The following is a 16,508-nucleotide window of genomic DNA, read 5'->3' on the forward strand; positions in this document are numbered from 1 at the left end:
AAGGGCATTTCAGTCCCCCCATACCCATCCCATATGGTTTTAGGGTGTATTCAGGCAATCTTCGCGCGCTCATCACAAGCGAAATACAGCTCGGTAAGTTCGACTATGCGGAACGTTTCCCGGAATCCAAAGCGCTTAAGAAGTTCATCACAACCAAAAAAATCATCACGTTTAAAGAACTGAGTGATTTTTTTACAGACACCAAAGCCTTAGAGGTATCTGGTGCAACACTGCTATCGCTTACTTCGGTCGTAAATACGTTACTGCGTGTAATCGGAGAAAATACCCGTCTGGTAGATATTGAGCATGCCGACATTTTGCATTACCGAAAGGAGTTATTGACCGGGACAATTATTAACCCAGCAATGCCGAATCTGGCCAGGCAGGGCCGCGCGCCCTCAACAGTCAATAAACAGATGGCAGTTTTATCAGAAATGCTTAAGCTCGCAAACCGAAGCCAGTTTATATTGCATGCTCCTTATGAAGGAGTGTCGCGACTCAAGTTATCTAAAAATGATCCCGACCCACTTTTACTTCATGAGTACCAGGCACTGATAGCCGCCCTTCCCCGTAGCCAGGCATTAATCATCATTGTTGCCGTTCATACGGGGATGAGGCCGGGCGAGATATGCGCCCTGGCATGGGAAGACATTGATTTGGTAAAAGGTGAAATCCACGTATCCAGAAGTTTGACGAATAAGCGAGTATTTGTACCCCCTAAGACAGATGCCGGAATAAGGACGATAACGTTGCTTAAACCTGCTCTGGATGCACTGAAGGAACAATACGAAGTCACCGGCGCTAATCCGAAGCAAGAAATTCGATTTCACTATCGGGAGATCGGAAAAACTGAGCAGCAATCTCTTCGCTTCGTTTTTTCACCGACAGCATATTCGTCAAAAAAAGGCAGTTACTTCTCCATGAACTCGATTGCCTATGGCTGGAAGCGAGGCACTTAACTTGCAAATATCCGCGAAAGGAATCCTTATAGGTCACGGAATACCTACGCATGCTGGACGTTGATGGCCGGAGCGAACCCGTCATTCATAGCGAGTCAGATGGTACATGAAGATGCGCGCATGGTGTACGAGGTTTACTCCAAGTGGATTGGCGACATGAACCAGGATCAGGTCAACATGCAGAACAATCAGATGCCAACAGCACTGCCCCCAGGACGCCCCCACGGGCAGGGGAGCATGAGAAAAGTTATTTAATTTCATAGCGCTGCTTTCAATCCACATAATCAGCGTTAAACTATTCATACCATTATTTTAGGGAGAAACGATGATGCGCGTACTGGTTGTCGAGGATAATGCTTTATTACGCCACCACCTCAAGGTTCAGTTACAGGATTTAGGGCATCAGGTGGATGATGCAGAAGATGCGAAGGAAGCGGACTATTATCTGAATGAGCATCTGCCGGATATCGCGATCGTTGATTTAGGACTCCCCGATGAAGATGGTTTGTCGCTAATCCGCCGCTGGCGCAGTAATGAGGTTTCGCTGCCAATTCTGGTATTAACCGCGCGCGAAGGCTGGCAGGACAAAGTGGAAGTTCTCAGTGCAGGCGCTGACGATTATGTCACCAAACCGTTTCACATCGAAGAAGTGGCTGCACGCATGCAGGCACTGATGCGTCGAAACAGCGGTCTGGCATCGCAAATTATCTCCCTTCCGCCTTTTCAAGTGGACCTCTCCCGACGCGAGTTATCCGTCAATGATGAGGTTATCAAGCTCACGGCGTTTGAATATACCATTATGGAAACTCTCATCCGTAATAATGGCAAAGTGGTCAGTAAAGATTCGCTCATGCTGCAGCTTTATCCGGATGCCGAGCTGCGCGAAAGTCACACTATTGATGTCCTGATGGGGCGTCTGCGTAAAAAAATTCAGGCGCAATATCCGCATGAGGTGATCACTACCGTACGTGGACAAGGCTATCTTTTCGAACTGCGCTAATGAACAAATTATTGCGTCATTTTTTCCCGTTATCGCTGCGGCTGCGCTTTTTACTGGCCACCGCGGGCGTGGTATTGGTGCTTTCACTGGCCTACGGCATGGTTGCCCTGGTAGGCTATAGCGTCAGCTTTGATAAGACAACGTTCCGCCTGCTGCGGGGCGAAAGTAATCTGTTTTATACCCTGGCGAAATGGGAAAACGGCAAGATTAACATCGAGCTGCCCGAGAACCTCGACATGCAAAGCCCAACAATGTCTCTGATTTACAATGAAGCGGGTGAACTTCTGTGGGCGCAGCGCAATGTTCCCTGGCTGACGAAAAGTATCCAACCGGACTGGCTAAAAACCAACGGATTTCATGAGATTGAAGCCAACGTAGACGCTACCAGCACACTACTTGGCGAAGATCACTCCGCGCAGCAGCAGTTAAAAGAAGTCAGAGAAGATGACGACGACGCCGAAATGACCCACTCCGTGGCGGTAAACGTCTATCCTGCTACTGCCAGAATGCCGCAACTGACCATTGTGGTTGTCGATACCATTCCGATAGAGCTAAAGCGCTCGTATATGGTCTGGAGCTGGTTTATTTATGTGCTGGTCGCCAATCTGTTGCTGGTCATTCCGCTGTTATGGGTGGCCGCGTGGTGGAGCCTGCGGCCGATTGAATCGCTGGCGCGTGAAGTCCGTGAGCTTGAGGAACATCATCGTGAGATGCTAAACCCCGCCACCACACGCGAATTGACCAGCCTGGTTCGTAATCTCAATCGGCTGTTAAAAAGCGAACGTGAGCGTTATGACAAATACCGCACCACGTTAACAGACCTCACCCATAGCCTGAAAACACCACTGGCGGTATTGCAGAGTACTCTGCGCTCAATGCGTAATGAAAAGATGAGCGTCAGCGACGCAGAGCCTATCATGCTGGAACAAATCAGCCGTATTTCCCAACAGATAGGCTATTACCTGCATCGCGCGAGCATGCGTGGCAGCAGTGCCCTACTCAGCCGCGAACTGCACCCGATCGCGCCGTTGCTGGATAAACTAACCTCGGCACTGAATAAGGTGTATCAGCGTAAAGGCGTCAACATTAATCTCGATATCTCACCTGAAATCAGCTTTGTGGGCGAACAGAATGATTTTGTCGAGGTGTTGGGCAACGTACTGGATAACGCCTGTAAATATTGTCTGGAGTTTGTCGAGATTTCAGCGCAACTGTCTGAGGATCAGCTGCATATTCTGGTTGAAGATGATGGTCCTGGTATTCCGCAAAGCAAACGGGAAGTGGTGTTTGACCGCGGACAGCGCGTAGATACGCTACGTCCAGGACAAGGCGTCGGTCTGGCGGTGGCGCGAGAAATCACCGAACAGTATGACGGGCAGATTATTGCCGGTGATAGCCTGCTGGGTGGTGCGCGCATGGAGGTTATTTTTGGTCGCCAGCAGCCGGGTCAGAAAGACGAGTAATCGTCGCATGTAATAAATATGTACTGACTTCACGCTTGAGGTTAAGTATCCGTTATAATCGGTTGCAGATACCAGCCTGCGGGATGCTCATTATGGAATACCAACTCACACTTAACTGGCCCGATTTTCTTGAACGCCACTGGCAGAAACGCCCGGTGGTCTTAAAACGCGGGTTTAACAATTTTATTGACCCTCTCTCTCCTGACGAACTGGCTGGACTGGCAATGGAAAGCGAAGTCGACAGCCGACTCGTCAGCCACCAGGACGGAAAATGGCAGGTTAGCCACGGTCCCTTCGAAAGCTACGACCATCTTGGCGAGAATAACTGGTCTTTGCTGGTGCAGGCGGTCAACCACTGGCACGAGCCAACTGCCGCGCTGATGCGCCCGTTCCGTGAATTACCGGACTGGCGCATCGACGACCTGATGATTTCTTTCTCTGTCCCCGGCGGCGGCGTTGGCCCGCACCTGGATCAGTACGATGTATTTATCATTCAGGGAACCGGTCGTCGTCGCTGGCGCGTAGGTGAAAAACTGCAGTTGAAACAACACTGCCCTCACCCGGATCTCCTTCAGGTCGACCCGTTCGAAGCTATTATCGATGAAGAGCTGGAACCCGGCGATATCCTGTACATTCCACCGGGATTCCCGCACGAAGGTTATGCGCTGGAAAACGCGATGAACTATTCGGTCGGTTTCCGTGCGCCAAACACTCGCGAGCTGATCAGCGGGTTCGCCGATTACGTTTTACAACGTGAACTGGGTAGTACCTATTACAGCGATCCTGACCTGCCGCCACGCGATCATCCGGCCGACGTTCTGCCGCAGGAGATGGATAAGCTGCGCGAAATGATGCTCGGGCTGATTAATCAACCAGAACATTTCCAGCAGTGGTTTGGCGAGTTTATTTCTCAGTCTCGTCATGAACTGGATATTGCCCCGCCGGAGCCACCATATCAGCCAGACGAAATTTACGATGCCCTGAAGCAAGGTGATGTGTTAGTGCGTCTGGGCGGATTGCGTGTATTGCGTATTGGCGACGACGTCTACGCTAACGGTGAGAAAATTGATTCACCGCATCGTCCTGCCCTGGAAGCGCTGGCCAGTCATATTGTGTTGACGGCTGAGAACTTTGAGGATGCGCTGGAAGATCCTTCTTTCCTTGCCATGCTTGCCGCGCTGGTCAACAGCGGGTACTGGTTCTTCGAAGGGTAATGCGAAGTGTGCCTGATGCGACACTACGCGTCTTATCAGGCCTACTGGAGTGTAATAATGTAGGCCGGATAAGCGAAGCGCCATCCGGCAACTACACATACTTTATTTTTGTTGCGCGGCCAGTTCAGCAATACGCACAATCACCTGTACCGCTTTTTCCATTCCTTCCAGGGTTACAAACTCATGTTTACCATGATAGTTGTAGCCACCGGTGAACAGATTCGGACACGGTAATCCCATAAACGACAGCTGCGCGCCGTCAGTGCCGCCACGGATCGGTTTCAGCACCGGCTCAATATCGCAATCGCGCATCGCCTGCTGGGCGATATCCAGTACGTGCGGATGCTCAATCACTTTTTCGCGCATATTGTAGTAACTGTCTTCAATCACCAGTTCGATATAGCAGTCGGGGTGTAACCCTTTACCGACCTTCTTGGCGATATCCATGATCTTGCGTTTACGCGCTTCAAACTGCTTACGGTCAAAATCACGAATAATGTAGTGCATATCCGCCCGATCGACCGTCCCTTTCATGCTCGCCAGATGATAAAAGCCTTCGTAACCTTCCGTCTTTTCCGGGCTTTCATCTGCCGGAACCTCTGCATGAATACGCGCCGCCAGCGACAGCGCATTCACCATCACCCCTTTTGCGGTGCCGGGATGCACATTGTTGCCAACAATTTTAATATTAACCGACGCAGCGTTGAAGTTTTCAAACTCCAACTCACCTACGCCACCACCGTCAACGGTATAGGCCCACTGCGCATCGAATGCCGCAACGTCAAAATGCTTCGCCCCTTTACCCACCTCTTCGTCCGGTGTAAAGGCCACGCGGATATCACCGTGCGGAATATCTTTTTGGATAAGCACAGCCAGTGCGGTCATGATTTCCGCCACGCCTGCTTTATCATCCGCGCCCAGCAACGTTTTACCATCTGTAGTGATCAGCGTCTGACCCAGAAGTTGATGCAGCACCGGGAACATCACTGGCGATAAAACTTCATCACCAATGCCTAACGCAATATCGCCACCGCGATAGTTTTCAACAATTTGCGGATTGACATTTTTACCACTGAAATCCGGTGAGGTATCCACATGGGAAATAAAGCCGATCGCAGGAATATTGCCAGCAACGTTAGCGGGTAACGTTGCCATCAGCGTGCCTTTTTCGCTCAGTGAAATATTAACCAGCCCCATCTCTTCGAGCTGTTGTTTGAGCAGTTGTAATAATTTCCACTGTCCTTCGGTGCTGGGTACCTGCCGCACGCCCGATTTTGATTGGGTGTCCAGCGACACGTAGTGTAAAAAACGCTCAAGTAGTTTATCCATGCAGTCACCCTCACTTTTTGTGACAACATTATCAATAAGCAACAAAAGACAAATATTGCGTCAGGTCACTTTTATCCCCGCAAGTGAGAATATTTCGCCCTGACATCCCCTCTGACTATAGGGCTAAGTCAGTAATTCGCAACAAGGATTGGCGATTACAATGGTTTGCCGTAGAATAACGGCCCTCATTAAGAGTCATCAAGGTGGTTAACCACAAACCCCGCATCGGTCAGCCATCCGTTGCGTTTACATGGGACAGAGTAAAAAATTGAATAAACAACCGCGTTCGCTTTCTCCACTGGTGCAATTAGCGGGAATTCGCAAAAGTTTCGATGGCAAAGAGGTGATTTCCAGCCTGGATTTGACCATCAATAATGGCGAGTTTCTTACGCTGCTTGGCCCCTCTGGCTGCGGTAAAACAACCGTTCTTCGCCTGATTGCCGGTCTGGAAACGGTTGATTCCGGTCATATTATGTTGGACAACGAGGACATTACTCACGTTCCAGCGGAAAACCGCTACGTGAATACCGTCTTCCAAAGCTATGCGTTATTCCCCCACATGACCGTATTTGAGAATGTGGCCTTTGGTTTACGCATGCAAAAAACGCCCGCAGCCGACATTTCTCCCCGCGTTACCGAAGCCCTGCGCATGGTACAACTGGAAGAGTTCGCCCAGCGAAAACCGCATCAACTTTCCGGCGGCCAGCAGCAGCGCGTAGCGATTGCCCGAGCTGTGGTCAACAAACCCCGCTTACTCTTGTTAGATGAATCCCTCTCTGCGCTGGACTACAAACTGCGTAAGCAGATGCAGAATGAACTGAAAGCGCTGCAGCGTAAGCTTGGTATCACTTTTGTCTTTGTCACACACGATCAGGAAGAAGCGCTGACTATGTCCGACCGCATCGTGGTGATGCGCGATGGTAAGATTGAGCAGGACGGTACACCGCGCGAAATCTACGAAGAGCCCAAGAATCTGTTCGTCGCCGGGTTTATCGGCGAGATCAATATGTTTAACGCCACAGTGATTGAACGTCTGGATGAACAGCGTGTTCGTGCTAACGTTGAAGGCCGCGAGTGCAATATTTATGTCAACTTCGCGGTGGTTCCCGGACAAAAGCTGCACGTCCTGTTACGTCCTGAAGATTTGCGCGTAGATGAAATCAACGATGATAATCATATCGAAGGCCTGATCGGCTACGTGCGCGAACGCAACTACAAAGGCATGACGCTGGAGTCGGTTGTGGAACTGGAAAATGGCAAGATGGTGATGGTCAGCGAATTCTTCAATGAAGACGATCCTGACTTTGACCACTCTCTCGACCAGAAAATGGCGATTAACTGGGTAGAAAGCTGGGAGGTAGTACTGGCTGATGAAGAACACAAGTAAATTCCAGAGTGTGGTGATCGTCACCATTGTCGGTTGGCTTGTGTTATTTGTCTTTCTGCCCAACCTGATGATCATCGGTACCAGCTTTTTGACCCGCGACGATGCCAATTTCGTCAAAATGGTCTTTACGCTGGAGAACTATACGCGCTTGCTCGATCCGCTCTATTTTGAGGTGCTGGTTCACTCCCTCAATATGGCGCTGATTGCCACGCTCGCCTGTCTGGTACTCGGCTACCCGTTTGCCTGGTTTTTGGTGAAACTGCCGGAAAAAGTGCGCCCGCTGCTGCTTTTCCTGCTGATTGTTCCGTTCTGGACCAACTCACTTATTCGCATCTACGGACTCAAAATTTTCCTCAGTACCAAAGGCTATCTCAACGAGTTTCTGTTATGGCTCGGGGTTATCGATACACCCATTCGCATCATGTTTACCCCCAGCGCGGTGATTATCGGGCTGGTATACATCCTGCTCCCGTTTATGGTGATGCCGCTCTATTCCAGCATTGAAAAGCTCGATAAGCCGCTGCTGGAAGCCGCACGCGATTTAGGCGCCAGTAAACTTCAGACCTTCACCCGCATCATTATTCCGTTAACGATGCCGGGGATTATCGCCGGATGCCTGCTGGTCATGTTGCCCGCAATGGGGCTGTTTTACGTTTCCGACTTAATGGGCGGCGCGAAAAACCTGCTGATTGGCAACGTAATTAAAGTTCAGTTCCTGAACATCCGTGACTGGCCGTTTGGTGCAGCCACCAGCATTACGCTGACCATCGTGATGGGTCTGATGCTGCTGATCTACTGGCGTGCCTCGCGCTTGCTGAACAAGAAGGTGGAACTCGAATGATCGGTCGACTGCTCCGCGGCGGTTTTATGACCGCTATCTACGCGTATCTGTATATTCCAATCATCATTCTGATTGTGAACTCCTTTAACAGCTCGCGCTTCGGCATCAACTGGCAGGGTTTTACTACCAAATGGTACGGCCTGCTGATGAATAACGACAGCCTGTTGCAGGCGGCGCAGCACTCGCTGACGATGGCTGTGCTATCCGCCACGTTTGCCACCTTGATCGGCTCACTCACTGCGGTTGCGCTGTACCGCTACCGTTTTCGCGGTAAACCGTTCGTCAGTGGTATGCTGTTCGTGGTGATGATGTCGCCAGATATTGTGATGGCAATATCTCTGCTGGTGCTGTTTATGCTGATCGGCATTCAACTGGGTTTCTGGTCGCTGTTGTTCTCACATATCACTTTTTGTCTGCCTTTTGTGGTGGTGACAGTTTACTCACGCCTGAAAGGTTTTGATGTACGCATGCTTGAGGCTGCTAAAGATTTGGGTGCCAGCGAAGTAACTATTCTGCGCAAGATTATACTGCCACTGGCTATGCCTGCGGTGGCTGCAGGTTGGTTGCTGAGCTTTACGCTGTCGATGGATGATGTCGTCGTTTCGTCCTTCGTTACCGGACCGGGTTATGAAATTCTGCCATTAAAAATCTACTCAATGGTCAAAGTCGGTGTATCACCAGAGGTGAACGCGCTGGCGACCATTTTGTTGGTTCTGTCGCTGGTTATGGTGATCGCCAGCCAGCTTATTGCACGTGATAAAACCAAGGGCCGCTGAGGCCCTTAATTCAGGGGACGTTAAATGATGAAAAAATGGTCACGCCACCTGCTCGCGGCGGGTGCTCTGGCACTGGGCATGAGCGCCGCTCACGCGAATGACAACAACACGCTCTATTTCTATAACTGGACCGAGTATGTCCCGCCAGGGCTGCTGGAACAATTCACCAAAGAGACCGGCATTAAGGTTATCTATTCGACCTACGAGTCGAACGAAACCATGTACGCCAAGCTCAAAACCTATAAAGACGGCGCATATGATCTGGTGGTTCCGTCCACCTATTACGTCGATAAAATGCGTAAAGAAGGCATGATCCAGAAGATCGACAAGTCGACGTTGACCAACTTCCACAACCTCGATCCGGAAATGCTCAACAAGCCGTTTGACCCGAACAATGACTACTCCATCCCGTATATCTGGGGTGCGACGGCCATTGGCGTAAACAGCGATGCTATCGATCCGAAAACCGTCACCAGTTGGGCCGATCTATGGAAACCGGAGTACAAAGGCAGTCTGCTGTTAACGGATGATGCGCGTGAAGTGTTCCAGATGGCGCTGCGCAAGCTGGGATACTCCGGCAATACCACCGACCCGAAAGAGATTGAAGCCGCCTATAACGAGCTGAAGAAACTGATGCCTAACGTCGCGGCGTTTAACTCTGACAACCCGGCCAACCCGTATATGGAAGGTGAAGTCAATCTGGGGATGGTGTGGAACGGCTCCGCGTATGTTGCGCGTCAGGCAGGTACACCGCTGGAAGTGGTATGGCCTAAAGAAGGTGGCATTTTCTGGATGGATAGCCTGTCTATTCCGGCTAACGCGAAAAACAAAGAAGGTGCGCTGAAGCTGATTAACTTCCTGCTGCGCCCGGACGTGGCGAAAGAAGTTGCGGAAACTATTGGTTATCCGACGCCAAACCTGGCAGCACGTAAGCTGTTAAGCCCTGAAGTCGCAAATGATAAAACCCTGTACCCTGACGCAGAAACCATCAACAAAGGGGAATGGCAGAACGACGTCGGTTCCGCCAGCGCTATCTATGAAGAGTATTATCAGAAGCTAAAAGCAGGACGTTAATTGCCCTCCTCGTAGGCCGGATAAGACGCGCCAGCGTCGCATCCGGCGCATCATCACTGCCCGATGGCGCTGCGCTTATCGGGCCTACGCCATCCGTGCTCACAGACCTTTCAATAACTTCTCAACAAACTCTGGCACCACCTGGCTTGCCGGACCGTAATACTTCTCTTCAAACTCGCTGCCAACCTGGCTCGGTTCGAGATTTAGTTCTACCGTATGTGCCCCATGCAGTCGCGCCTCATGCACAAAACCCGCAGCCGGATAAACATGTCCCGATGTGCCAATCGCAATGAATACATCCGCCATTGCCAGCGCCATGTAAATTTCATCCATGCCCAGCGGCATTTCACCAAACCACACCACGTGTGGTCGCAGCGGTGCCGGAAATTGACAGCAGTGACATTTATCTTCCGGGGTCACATCGTCCTTCCATTCCAGAATCTGCCCGCTTTGCGAGCAGCGAACCTTGAGCAGTTCGCCGTGCATATGGATAACGTTCTGGCTGCCCGCACGCTCATGCAGGTTATCAATGTTCTGCGTCACCAGTAAAAAACGGTCGCCCAGTTCGGCTTCGAGTTTTGCCAGTGCGATATGCGCCGCGTTGGGCTGGATTTCTGGCTGTTGCAATTGATGGCGACGGGCGTTATAAAACGACTGAACCAGTTCCGGGTTTCGACTAAATCCTTCCGGAGTCGCAACGTCCTCAACCCGATGTTCTTCCCAGAGACCATCCGCCGCGCGGAAGGTTCGAATTCCTGACTCAGCGGAGATTCCCGCTCCCGTCAGTACCAGCACTCTTGGTTTTTCCATCAATTCAGGCACCACTCTGTCTCTGAAAAAGATTCGTTGACGCAGGCGATCGCGCAAATGGCGTTTATTTTTACGAAAGCGGCTTAACCGATGACCCCGACGCGACAGCATAACAACCTCTTTGTATTAATCGGTAAGATGTAGGAAAGCAGCCCCGCGCATCCCGCCGGCATCACCGTGCCGTGCCTGCTCAATACGCGGTACCCGGGCAACCGGCAACAGATGACGTGGCAGTCGGTCCGTCAGTTGCGTCGTAATAGCGGTAAAATTCGATAAGCCTCCGCCAATCACCACCAAATCAGGATCGACGATAGTCAGGATATTCCCAAGACACACCGCCAGCAAATCCAGATAGCGTTCTACGTGTGCACGCGCATGTTCATCGCCCTGCTCCCACAACGCGATAATTTCACGGGCATCCAGCGGTTGATGGTAGTAATGCTGATACAACCACGCAAATCCACCGCCGGAAAGATAGCTTTCGATGCATCCCAGTTGGCCGCATCCGCAGCGGCGCAGCGGGAAATCAAAGCCCATCAACGTCAGCGCATCGACCGGCAAACGAATATGACCAAACTCGCCGGTGATATAGCTGCGTCCGGTGATGGATTTCCCGTTAAGCACCAGGCCGCCGCCAACGCCCGTACCGAGGATCAACCCCATCACCAGCGGATATTGGGTAAACTCGTCATCCCAGGCTTCGGAGAGAGCAAAACAGTTCGCATCGTTATCCAGACGCACATCGCGGTCAAGGCGAGCGCTAAGATCGGCGCGGAGCGGTTTGCCACTGGCGGCAGGAACGTTGGCCGCGTACAACGTGCCGTCTTCCGTTTCCGGCATGCCAGGAATCCCGATACCGACCGAACCTTTGATACCAAAACGCTGGTCAGCTTCCGTCACCAGATTGCAGACCGCATCAAGGAAAGCGTCGTAGCTGTCGCGAGGTGTAGGGACGCGAGTTTCCCATTGCAGACGACGTTGCTTATCAAACACGCCCAGCGCAATTTTGGTCCCGCCGATGTCAAATCCGTAATACATCACCGCTCCTTGATACACGTCATCCTTCAAGATGCCTCTGCGTTGGCTACGCCTTGATGCAGCATGAATGCTGTCGTGTATTATTGTTGTTATTGGCCGCTAAGTACTCTCGCAGGATCAATATTGCTGGCGCGACGCGCCGGATACCAACTTGCCAAAAGACTCAGCACGAGTGCTGTCACCAGCACGTAAATCACATCCAGCCAGTGTAATTCCGACGGCAGGAAGTCAATGAAATAGATATCGCCGGACAGGAACTGATGACCGATAAGCGCCTCGATTCCGTTGATGATCGGCGTCAGTTGCAACGAGACAACCACCCCGATGACGACGCCTATCAGGCTACCAAACAGACCCGCCAGCAGGCCGTACCAGACAAAAATGGCACGGATCAACCCATCTTTCGCCCCGAGGGTTCTTAATACCGCAATATCGCCGCTTTTGTCTTTTACCGCCATCACTAACGTGGAAACGATATTAAAGCAGGCCACACCAATCACCAGCACCATCGCCAGATACATAATGGCGCGAATCATCTGGATATCGCGATACATATAGCCGTAAGTACCGATCCAGCTCTTAATATAAACATAGTTATTGGTGACTTCACCCGCGTCCCGCACCAGCTTATTGGCGTTAAACACGTCGTTAACCTTCAGCGCAATCCCGGAAACGCTGGTTCCCATATCCAGATATTGCTGCGCATCTTCCATTGGGATCATGGCAAAGCTGTGATCGAGCTGACCGCTCAGCTGCAGAATTCCCGTTACGTGCAAACGCACGCGTTTAGGCTGCTGTAATTTATGATCCGCGCTGGCGTTAGGGATCATAATCGACACCCAGTCGCCCTGCTTCACCTTCAGCGCATCGGCAATACCCTTACCAATGATGATTTGTTGTTCACCGGCTTTAAAATTATCCCAGGCATGGTTTTGCACGAAGGATGGCAGTGCGCTTAAACGCTGTTCCTGTTTCGGGTCAACGCCCTTCACCTGCACCGCGCGTAAGTTCGCCCCGCTCTCTACCAGTCCGGTAAAGTTGATATAAGGCGCCGCGGCGACAATACCCGGCACTTTTTGTACTTTGTCGAGCGCTTCCTGCCAGTTATTCCACGGCTGATTTACGGCTTCAATCTCTCCGTGTGGGACTACGGCCAGAATACGGTTGTTCAGCTCACGCTCAAATCCGTTCATGGCACTTAAACCAACGATCAACACCGCCACACCCAACGCGATGCCAACAGTGGAAATCACAGATATCAGCGAAACCATACCGCCGCGCCGCCGACCACGGCTAAAGCGCAGACCAATCAATAACGATAAAGGCGAAGCCATTACTCAGCTCCCATCAGGCTCAGTTCAGCCGTCAGGCGACCATCGCGCATTTCAAGCTGGCGGCTCATCCGCTTCGCCAGTTGCAGATCGTGCGTCACCACCAGAAATGCCGTGCCCTGAGAGCGGTTCAGCTCGCCCAGAAGCTCGAAAATGCTATCCGCGTTACGCGCATCCAGGTTACCCGTTGGCTCATCCGCCAGGACCAGACGCGGGTTATTCACCAGCGCACGAGCGATGGCCACACGCTGGCGTTCGCCGCCAGACAGTTCAGACGGGCGATGACTGGCACGATGATCCAGTCCTACGGCTTTCAGCATATCCCGTGCGCGCTCGGTTATTTCAGCCGGTTTTTTCTTGCCGATCAGTAGCGGCATCGCTACGTTTTCCAGCGCGGTAAAGTCCGGCAGTAAATGGTGGAACTGGTAAATAAAGCCCAGCTTCTGATTGCGCAGTTCCGCTTTCGCCGCCGACGAGAGCTTGCTCATTGGCTGACCGCTAAAAATCACGTCGCCGGAAGTCGGCGTATCCAATCCGCCCAGCAGATGCAGCAGCGTACTCTTTCCGGAGCCAGAGCTGCCGACAATCGCCATCATCTCACCTTCGCCGACGCTAAAACTGACATCGTGCAGGACATCGGTCTGCACAGTGCCTTCCTGATAGCGTTTGCACAGGTTGTCGCATTGCAACAGGATCTTATTCATAACGTAAAGCCTCAGCGGGTTGAGTGGCGGCAGCGCGCCAGGAAGGATAAAGCGTAGACAGCAGCGCGATGGCCATCGCCACCAGCGCAATGACGATAACCTGCAGCGGCTCGATAGCGACCGGCAGCGCCGCGCCATCCAGCAGCACACCAATAATTGGCATTAAATTGTTCAGTTGACTGGCGAGCAATGCGCCCAGCACCGCGCCAAGCAGCGCGCCGATAATCCCGGCACTGGCCCCCTGAACCATAAACACCATCATTATCTGCCGCGGCGTTAGCCCCTGCGTTTGTAGAATCGCCACTTCTCCTTGCTTCTCCATTACCATCAGACCCAGCGAGGTAATAATATTAAAAGCCGCCACAGCCACGATCAGGCTAAGCAGTAGCCCCATCATGTTCTTCTCCATGCGCACGGCCTGGAACAGTTCCCCTTTGCGCTCGCGCCAGTCCTGCCATTTGGTGCCCTGCGGCAGCGTTTGCTGGCTCAGCGTATCAACTTTTAACGGTTCGTTCAGCCACAGACGCCAGCCGGTAATATTGCCCACCGGATAGCGCATCAGGCGGGAAGCATCCTGAATGTTGGTCAGCATCTGGTAGCCGTCTACTTCGCTGTTGGCGGCGAAGGTGCCAATCACCGTAAACAGACGCTGGCTCGGCAAACGTCCCATCGGCGTAAACTGGCTGGCCGAAGGCACCATCACGCGAATTTGATCGCCACGGTTCACACCCAACTGCCCGGCAAGCTGCTCGCCGAGGATGATATTATACTTACCCGGTTGCAGATCTGTTTGCTTCACATTGACCAGATACGGCGTTAACGGATCTTTTTGCGCCGGATCGATACCGAGCATCACGCCGACCGCCACGCTACGCGCGCTTTGCAGCACCACATCTCCCGTAGTTATGGGTGCAACGCGGTTGACGCCGTTCAACACCACCGCTTTTTCCGGCAGTTGTTGCGGGTTGAGGGAACCCTGTTCAGACGAGAGAACGGCCTGAGGCATCAGGCCAAGAATATTGTTTTGCAGCTCGCGCTCAAAACCGTTCATCACCGACAACACCGTGACCAGCGCCATTACCCCGAGGGTAATGCCAATGGTGGAGAGCCAGGAAACGAAGCGACCGAAGCGATCTGCTGCACGCCCACGCATATAACGCAGGCCGATGAATAGAGCGACAGGTTGGTACATGAAATCCGTCTGGTTGCTGTTAGCAAAGTCACGAGTATATAAGCGAAAGCGGAATGGGTAAATGACTGAACCGTAAGTGTTCGTCAGCACTATTCCTAAAAGTATAAATAAATCAATTCGCTAAAGCTGTCCCTCTTCCCTTCCATCCTGGACCCTGATCTTTATCTTAAAAAATCAAAATGCAGACAGTTACGCATTACAGCGCACAGCGGGTTGCGCAGGATGGCAGGCTATAACCAACAATATGGATACGCCGTCTCGATGAATAAAAAAGAACTATGGATTAATCAAATCAAAGGGTTATGTATTTGTCTGGTGGTGATTTACCACTCGGTAATCACATTTTACCCGCACCTCACTACTTTTCAGCATCCGCTTTCAGAGCTGCTGAGCAAATGCTGGATTTACCTCAATTTGTACCTGGCGCCGTTTCGCATGCCGGTCTTTTTCTTTATTTCGGGATATCTGATCCGTCGCTACATTGATAGCGTCCCGTGGACCACCTGCGTGGATAAACGGATCTGGAGTATTGCCTGGGTGCTGATTCTCTGGGGTGTGGTGCAATGGCTGGCGTTAGTGGCGCTCAATAACTGGCTGGCCCCACAGCGCGATCTGAGCCATGCTGCCAACGCCGCTTATGCTGGTTCGATCGCAGGTTTTACCCACGGGATGCTGACGGCCAGTACCAGCTTGTGGTATCTGTACGCGCTGATTGTCTATTTTGTTCTGTGTAAAATTTTCAGCCGTTGGGCAGTACCGCTGTTGGCGTTATTTGTGGCGCTGAGCGTGACGATCAACTTTGTCCCGACGCCGTGGTGGGGAATGAACAGCGTGATTCGCAATCTGCCCTGGTACAGCCTCGGTGCATGGTTTGGCGCAACGCTGATGGTATGGATTAAGGAGGTGCCCCTGCGCCGCCATGCGCTCATTGTTCTGGTTAGCGCAATCGCCGCCATCGTCGCGTGGCTGGCAAATGTCTCACTATTACTTTCTCTTCTTTCCATTGTGCTGATCATGAAGCTGTTTTATCAATTTGAGCTGCGCTTTGGTATGCGTGAGTCCGGCCCGTTAAGCGTAATTGGTGCCAATACCATCGCCATCTACACCACCCACCGTATTCTGGTTGAGCTGTTCAGCTTAACGCTAATCCCAAACATTAATCATGCCGCCTGGCCTGCATATGCAGAGCTGGCCCTGCTGCTGGTGTATCCATTCGCCTGCCTGCTGCTGTGCACCTTGTTTGGCCTGTTGGTGCGTAAAATTTCACAAAAAACAGTGGCCGACCTGCTCTTTTCCCCGCCTTCATTATCGGTCGTTTCGCGCTAACCCCAACGCGCTTTTTGCCCCCATCAGGGGGCGAATCAATTTGCTTATGAGAAACGATCACGGA

The 16,508-nt window shown here is 51.8% G+C and carries 16 protein-coding genes; 9 read left to right on the forward strand and 7 right to left on the reverse strand.

Annotation, left to right across the window (positions count from 1 at the left end):
- Positions 1-44: 44 nt before the first annotated feature.
- Positions 45-959 (forward strand): tyrosine-type recombinase/integrase, encoded by a 915-nt coding sequence (locus tag OGV98_RS11655; protein ID WP_049002590.1) that lies wholly within the window; start codon positions 45-47, stop codon positions 957-959.
- 81 nt (positions 960-1,040) lie between these two features.
- On the opposite strand, the gene OGV98_RS11660 is transcribed toward OGV98_RS11655, so the two are convergent.
- Positions 1,041-1,220, reverse strand: a complete 180-nt coding sequence (locus OGV98_RS11660; RefSeq protein WP_193388983.1) for a hypothetical protein — start codon at positions 1,218-1,220, stop codon at positions 1,041-1,043.
- Positions 1,221-1,287: 67 nt separating this feature from the next.
- Between OGV98_RS11660 and phoP the strand changes: the two genes are divergently transcribed.
- The 3 genes from phoP to roxA all read left to right on the forward strand — a co-directional run bounded on the left by phoP (position 1,288) and on the right by roxA (position 4,636).
- Positions 1,288-1,959, forward strand: coding sequence for a two-component system response regulator PhoP (phoP, locus tag OGV98_RS11665; protein WP_003030783.1), 672 nt, complete (start codon positions 1,288-1,290; stop codon positions 1,957-1,959).
- Positions 1,959-3,422, forward strand: a complete 1,464-nt coding sequence (phoQ, locus tag OGV98_RS11670) for a two-component system sensor histidine kinase PhoQ (RefSeq protein WP_003841868.1) — start codon at positions 1,959-1,961, stop codon at positions 3,420-3,422. Before phoP ends, phoQ begins: the two co-directional genes overlap by 1 nt.
- Positions 3,423-3,514: 92 nt before the next feature.
- Complete coding sequence (gene roxA / locus OGV98_RS11675; RefSeq protein ID WP_003030786.1) at positions 3,515-4,636, forward strand: [50S ribosomal protein L16]-arginine 3-hydroxylase; 1,122 nt, start codon at positions 3,515-3,517, stop codon at positions 4,634-4,636.
- 102 nt (positions 4,637-4,738) lie between these two features.
- Here the strand turns inward: roxA and pepT are convergent, their stop codons facing one another.
- Positions 4,739-5,965, reverse strand: a complete 1,227-nt coding sequence (gene pepT, locus OGV98_RS11680; RefSeq protein WP_016150059.1) for a peptidase T — start codon at positions 5,963-5,965, stop codon at positions 4,739-4,741.
- Between the two features lie 250 nt (positions 5,966-6,215).
- Between pepT and potA the strand changes: the two genes are divergently transcribed.
- Genes potA through potD form a run of 4 tightly spaced genes read left to right on the forward strand, consistent with a single transcriptional unit; the run spans position 6,216 to position 10,043 of the window.
- Complete coding sequence (gene potA / locus OGV98_RS11685) at positions 6,216-7,352, forward strand: spermidine/putrescine ABC transporter ATP-binding protein PotA (RefSeq protein WP_003030791.1); 1,137 nt, start codon at positions 6,216-6,218, stop codon at positions 7,350-7,352.
- Positions 7,336-8,193 carry a spermidine/putrescine ABC transporter permease PotB gene (gene potB / locus OGV98_RS11690; RefSeq protein ID WP_003030793.1) on the forward strand — a complete coding sequence of 286 codons (858 nt, stop codon included), beginning with the start codon at positions 7,336-7,338 and terminating at the stop codon, positions 8,191-8,193. The genes potA and potB overlap by 17 nt, the downstream gene beginning before the upstream one ends.
- A complete protein-coding gene (gene potC / locus OGV98_RS11695) occupies positions 8,190-8,969 on the forward strand; it encodes a spermidine/putrescine ABC transporter permease PotC (protein WP_003030794.1) in 780 nt (259 codons plus the stop codon). Before potB ends, potC begins: the two co-directional genes overlap by 4 nt.
- A 27-nt stretch (positions 8,970-8,996) precedes the next feature.
- Entirely contained in the window at positions 8,997-10,043 is a 1,047-nt protein-coding gene (potD, locus tag OGV98_RS11700; RefSeq protein ID WP_003030797.1) for a spermidine/putrescine ABC transporter substrate-binding protein PotD, read from the forward strand.
- 99 nt (positions 10,044-10,142) lie between these two features.
- Here the strand turns inward: potD and cobB are convergent, their stop codons facing one another.
- From cobB to lolC, 5 genes are all read right to left on the reverse strand, one after another.
- Positions 10,143-10,964 carry a Sir2 family NAD+-dependent deacetylase gene (gene cobB / locus OGV98_RS11705; RefSeq protein ID WP_003030799.1) on the reverse strand — a complete coding sequence of 274 codons (822 nt, stop codon included), beginning with the start codon at positions 10,962-10,964 and terminating at the stop codon, positions 10,143-10,145.
- Between the two features lie 15 nt (positions 10,965-10,979).
- Entirely contained in the window at positions 10,980-11,891 is a 912-nt protein-coding gene (gene nagK / locus OGV98_RS11710) for an N-acetylglucosamine kinase (RefSeq protein WP_003030802.1), read from the reverse strand.
- An 89-nt stretch (positions 11,892-11,980) separates the two neighbouring features.
- Positions 11,981-13,225 (reverse strand): lipoprotein-releasing ABC transporter permease subunit LolE, encoded by a 1,245-nt coding sequence (gene lolE / locus OGV98_RS11715; protein ID WP_003030804.1) that lies wholly within the window; start codon positions 13,223-13,225, stop codon positions 11,981-11,983.
- Positions 13,225-13,926, reverse strand: a complete 702-nt coding sequence (lolD, locus tag OGV98_RS11720; protein ID WP_003030805.1) for a lipoprotein-releasing ABC transporter ATP-binding protein LolD — start codon at positions 13,924-13,926, stop codon at positions 13,225-13,227. Before lolD ends, lolE begins: the two co-directional genes overlap by 1 nt.
- Entirely contained in the window at positions 13,919-15,118 is a 1,200-nt protein-coding gene (lolC, locus tag OGV98_RS11725) for a lipoprotein-releasing ABC transporter permease subunit LolC (RefSeq protein WP_049002588.1), read from the reverse strand. The genes lolD and lolC overlap by 8 nt, the downstream gene beginning before the upstream one ends.
- A gap of 261 nt (positions 15,119-15,379) precedes the next feature.
- Between lolC and OGV98_RS11730 the strand changes: the two genes are divergently transcribed.
- On the forward strand, positions 15,380-16,444 hold the full coding sequence (locus tag OGV98_RS11730; protein WP_016149996.1) for an acyltransferase family protein: 1,065 nt from the start codon (positions 15,380-15,382) through the stop codon (positions 16,442-16,444).
- The last annotated feature ends 64 nt before the right edge of the window (positions 16,445-16,508 follow it).

The organism is Citrobacter sp. Cf136 (genome assembly GCF_030333815.1).
Taxonomy (GTDB): domain Bacteria; phylum Pseudomonadota; class Gammaproteobacteria; order Enterobacterales; family Enterobacteriaceae; genus Citrobacter; species Citrobacter freundii.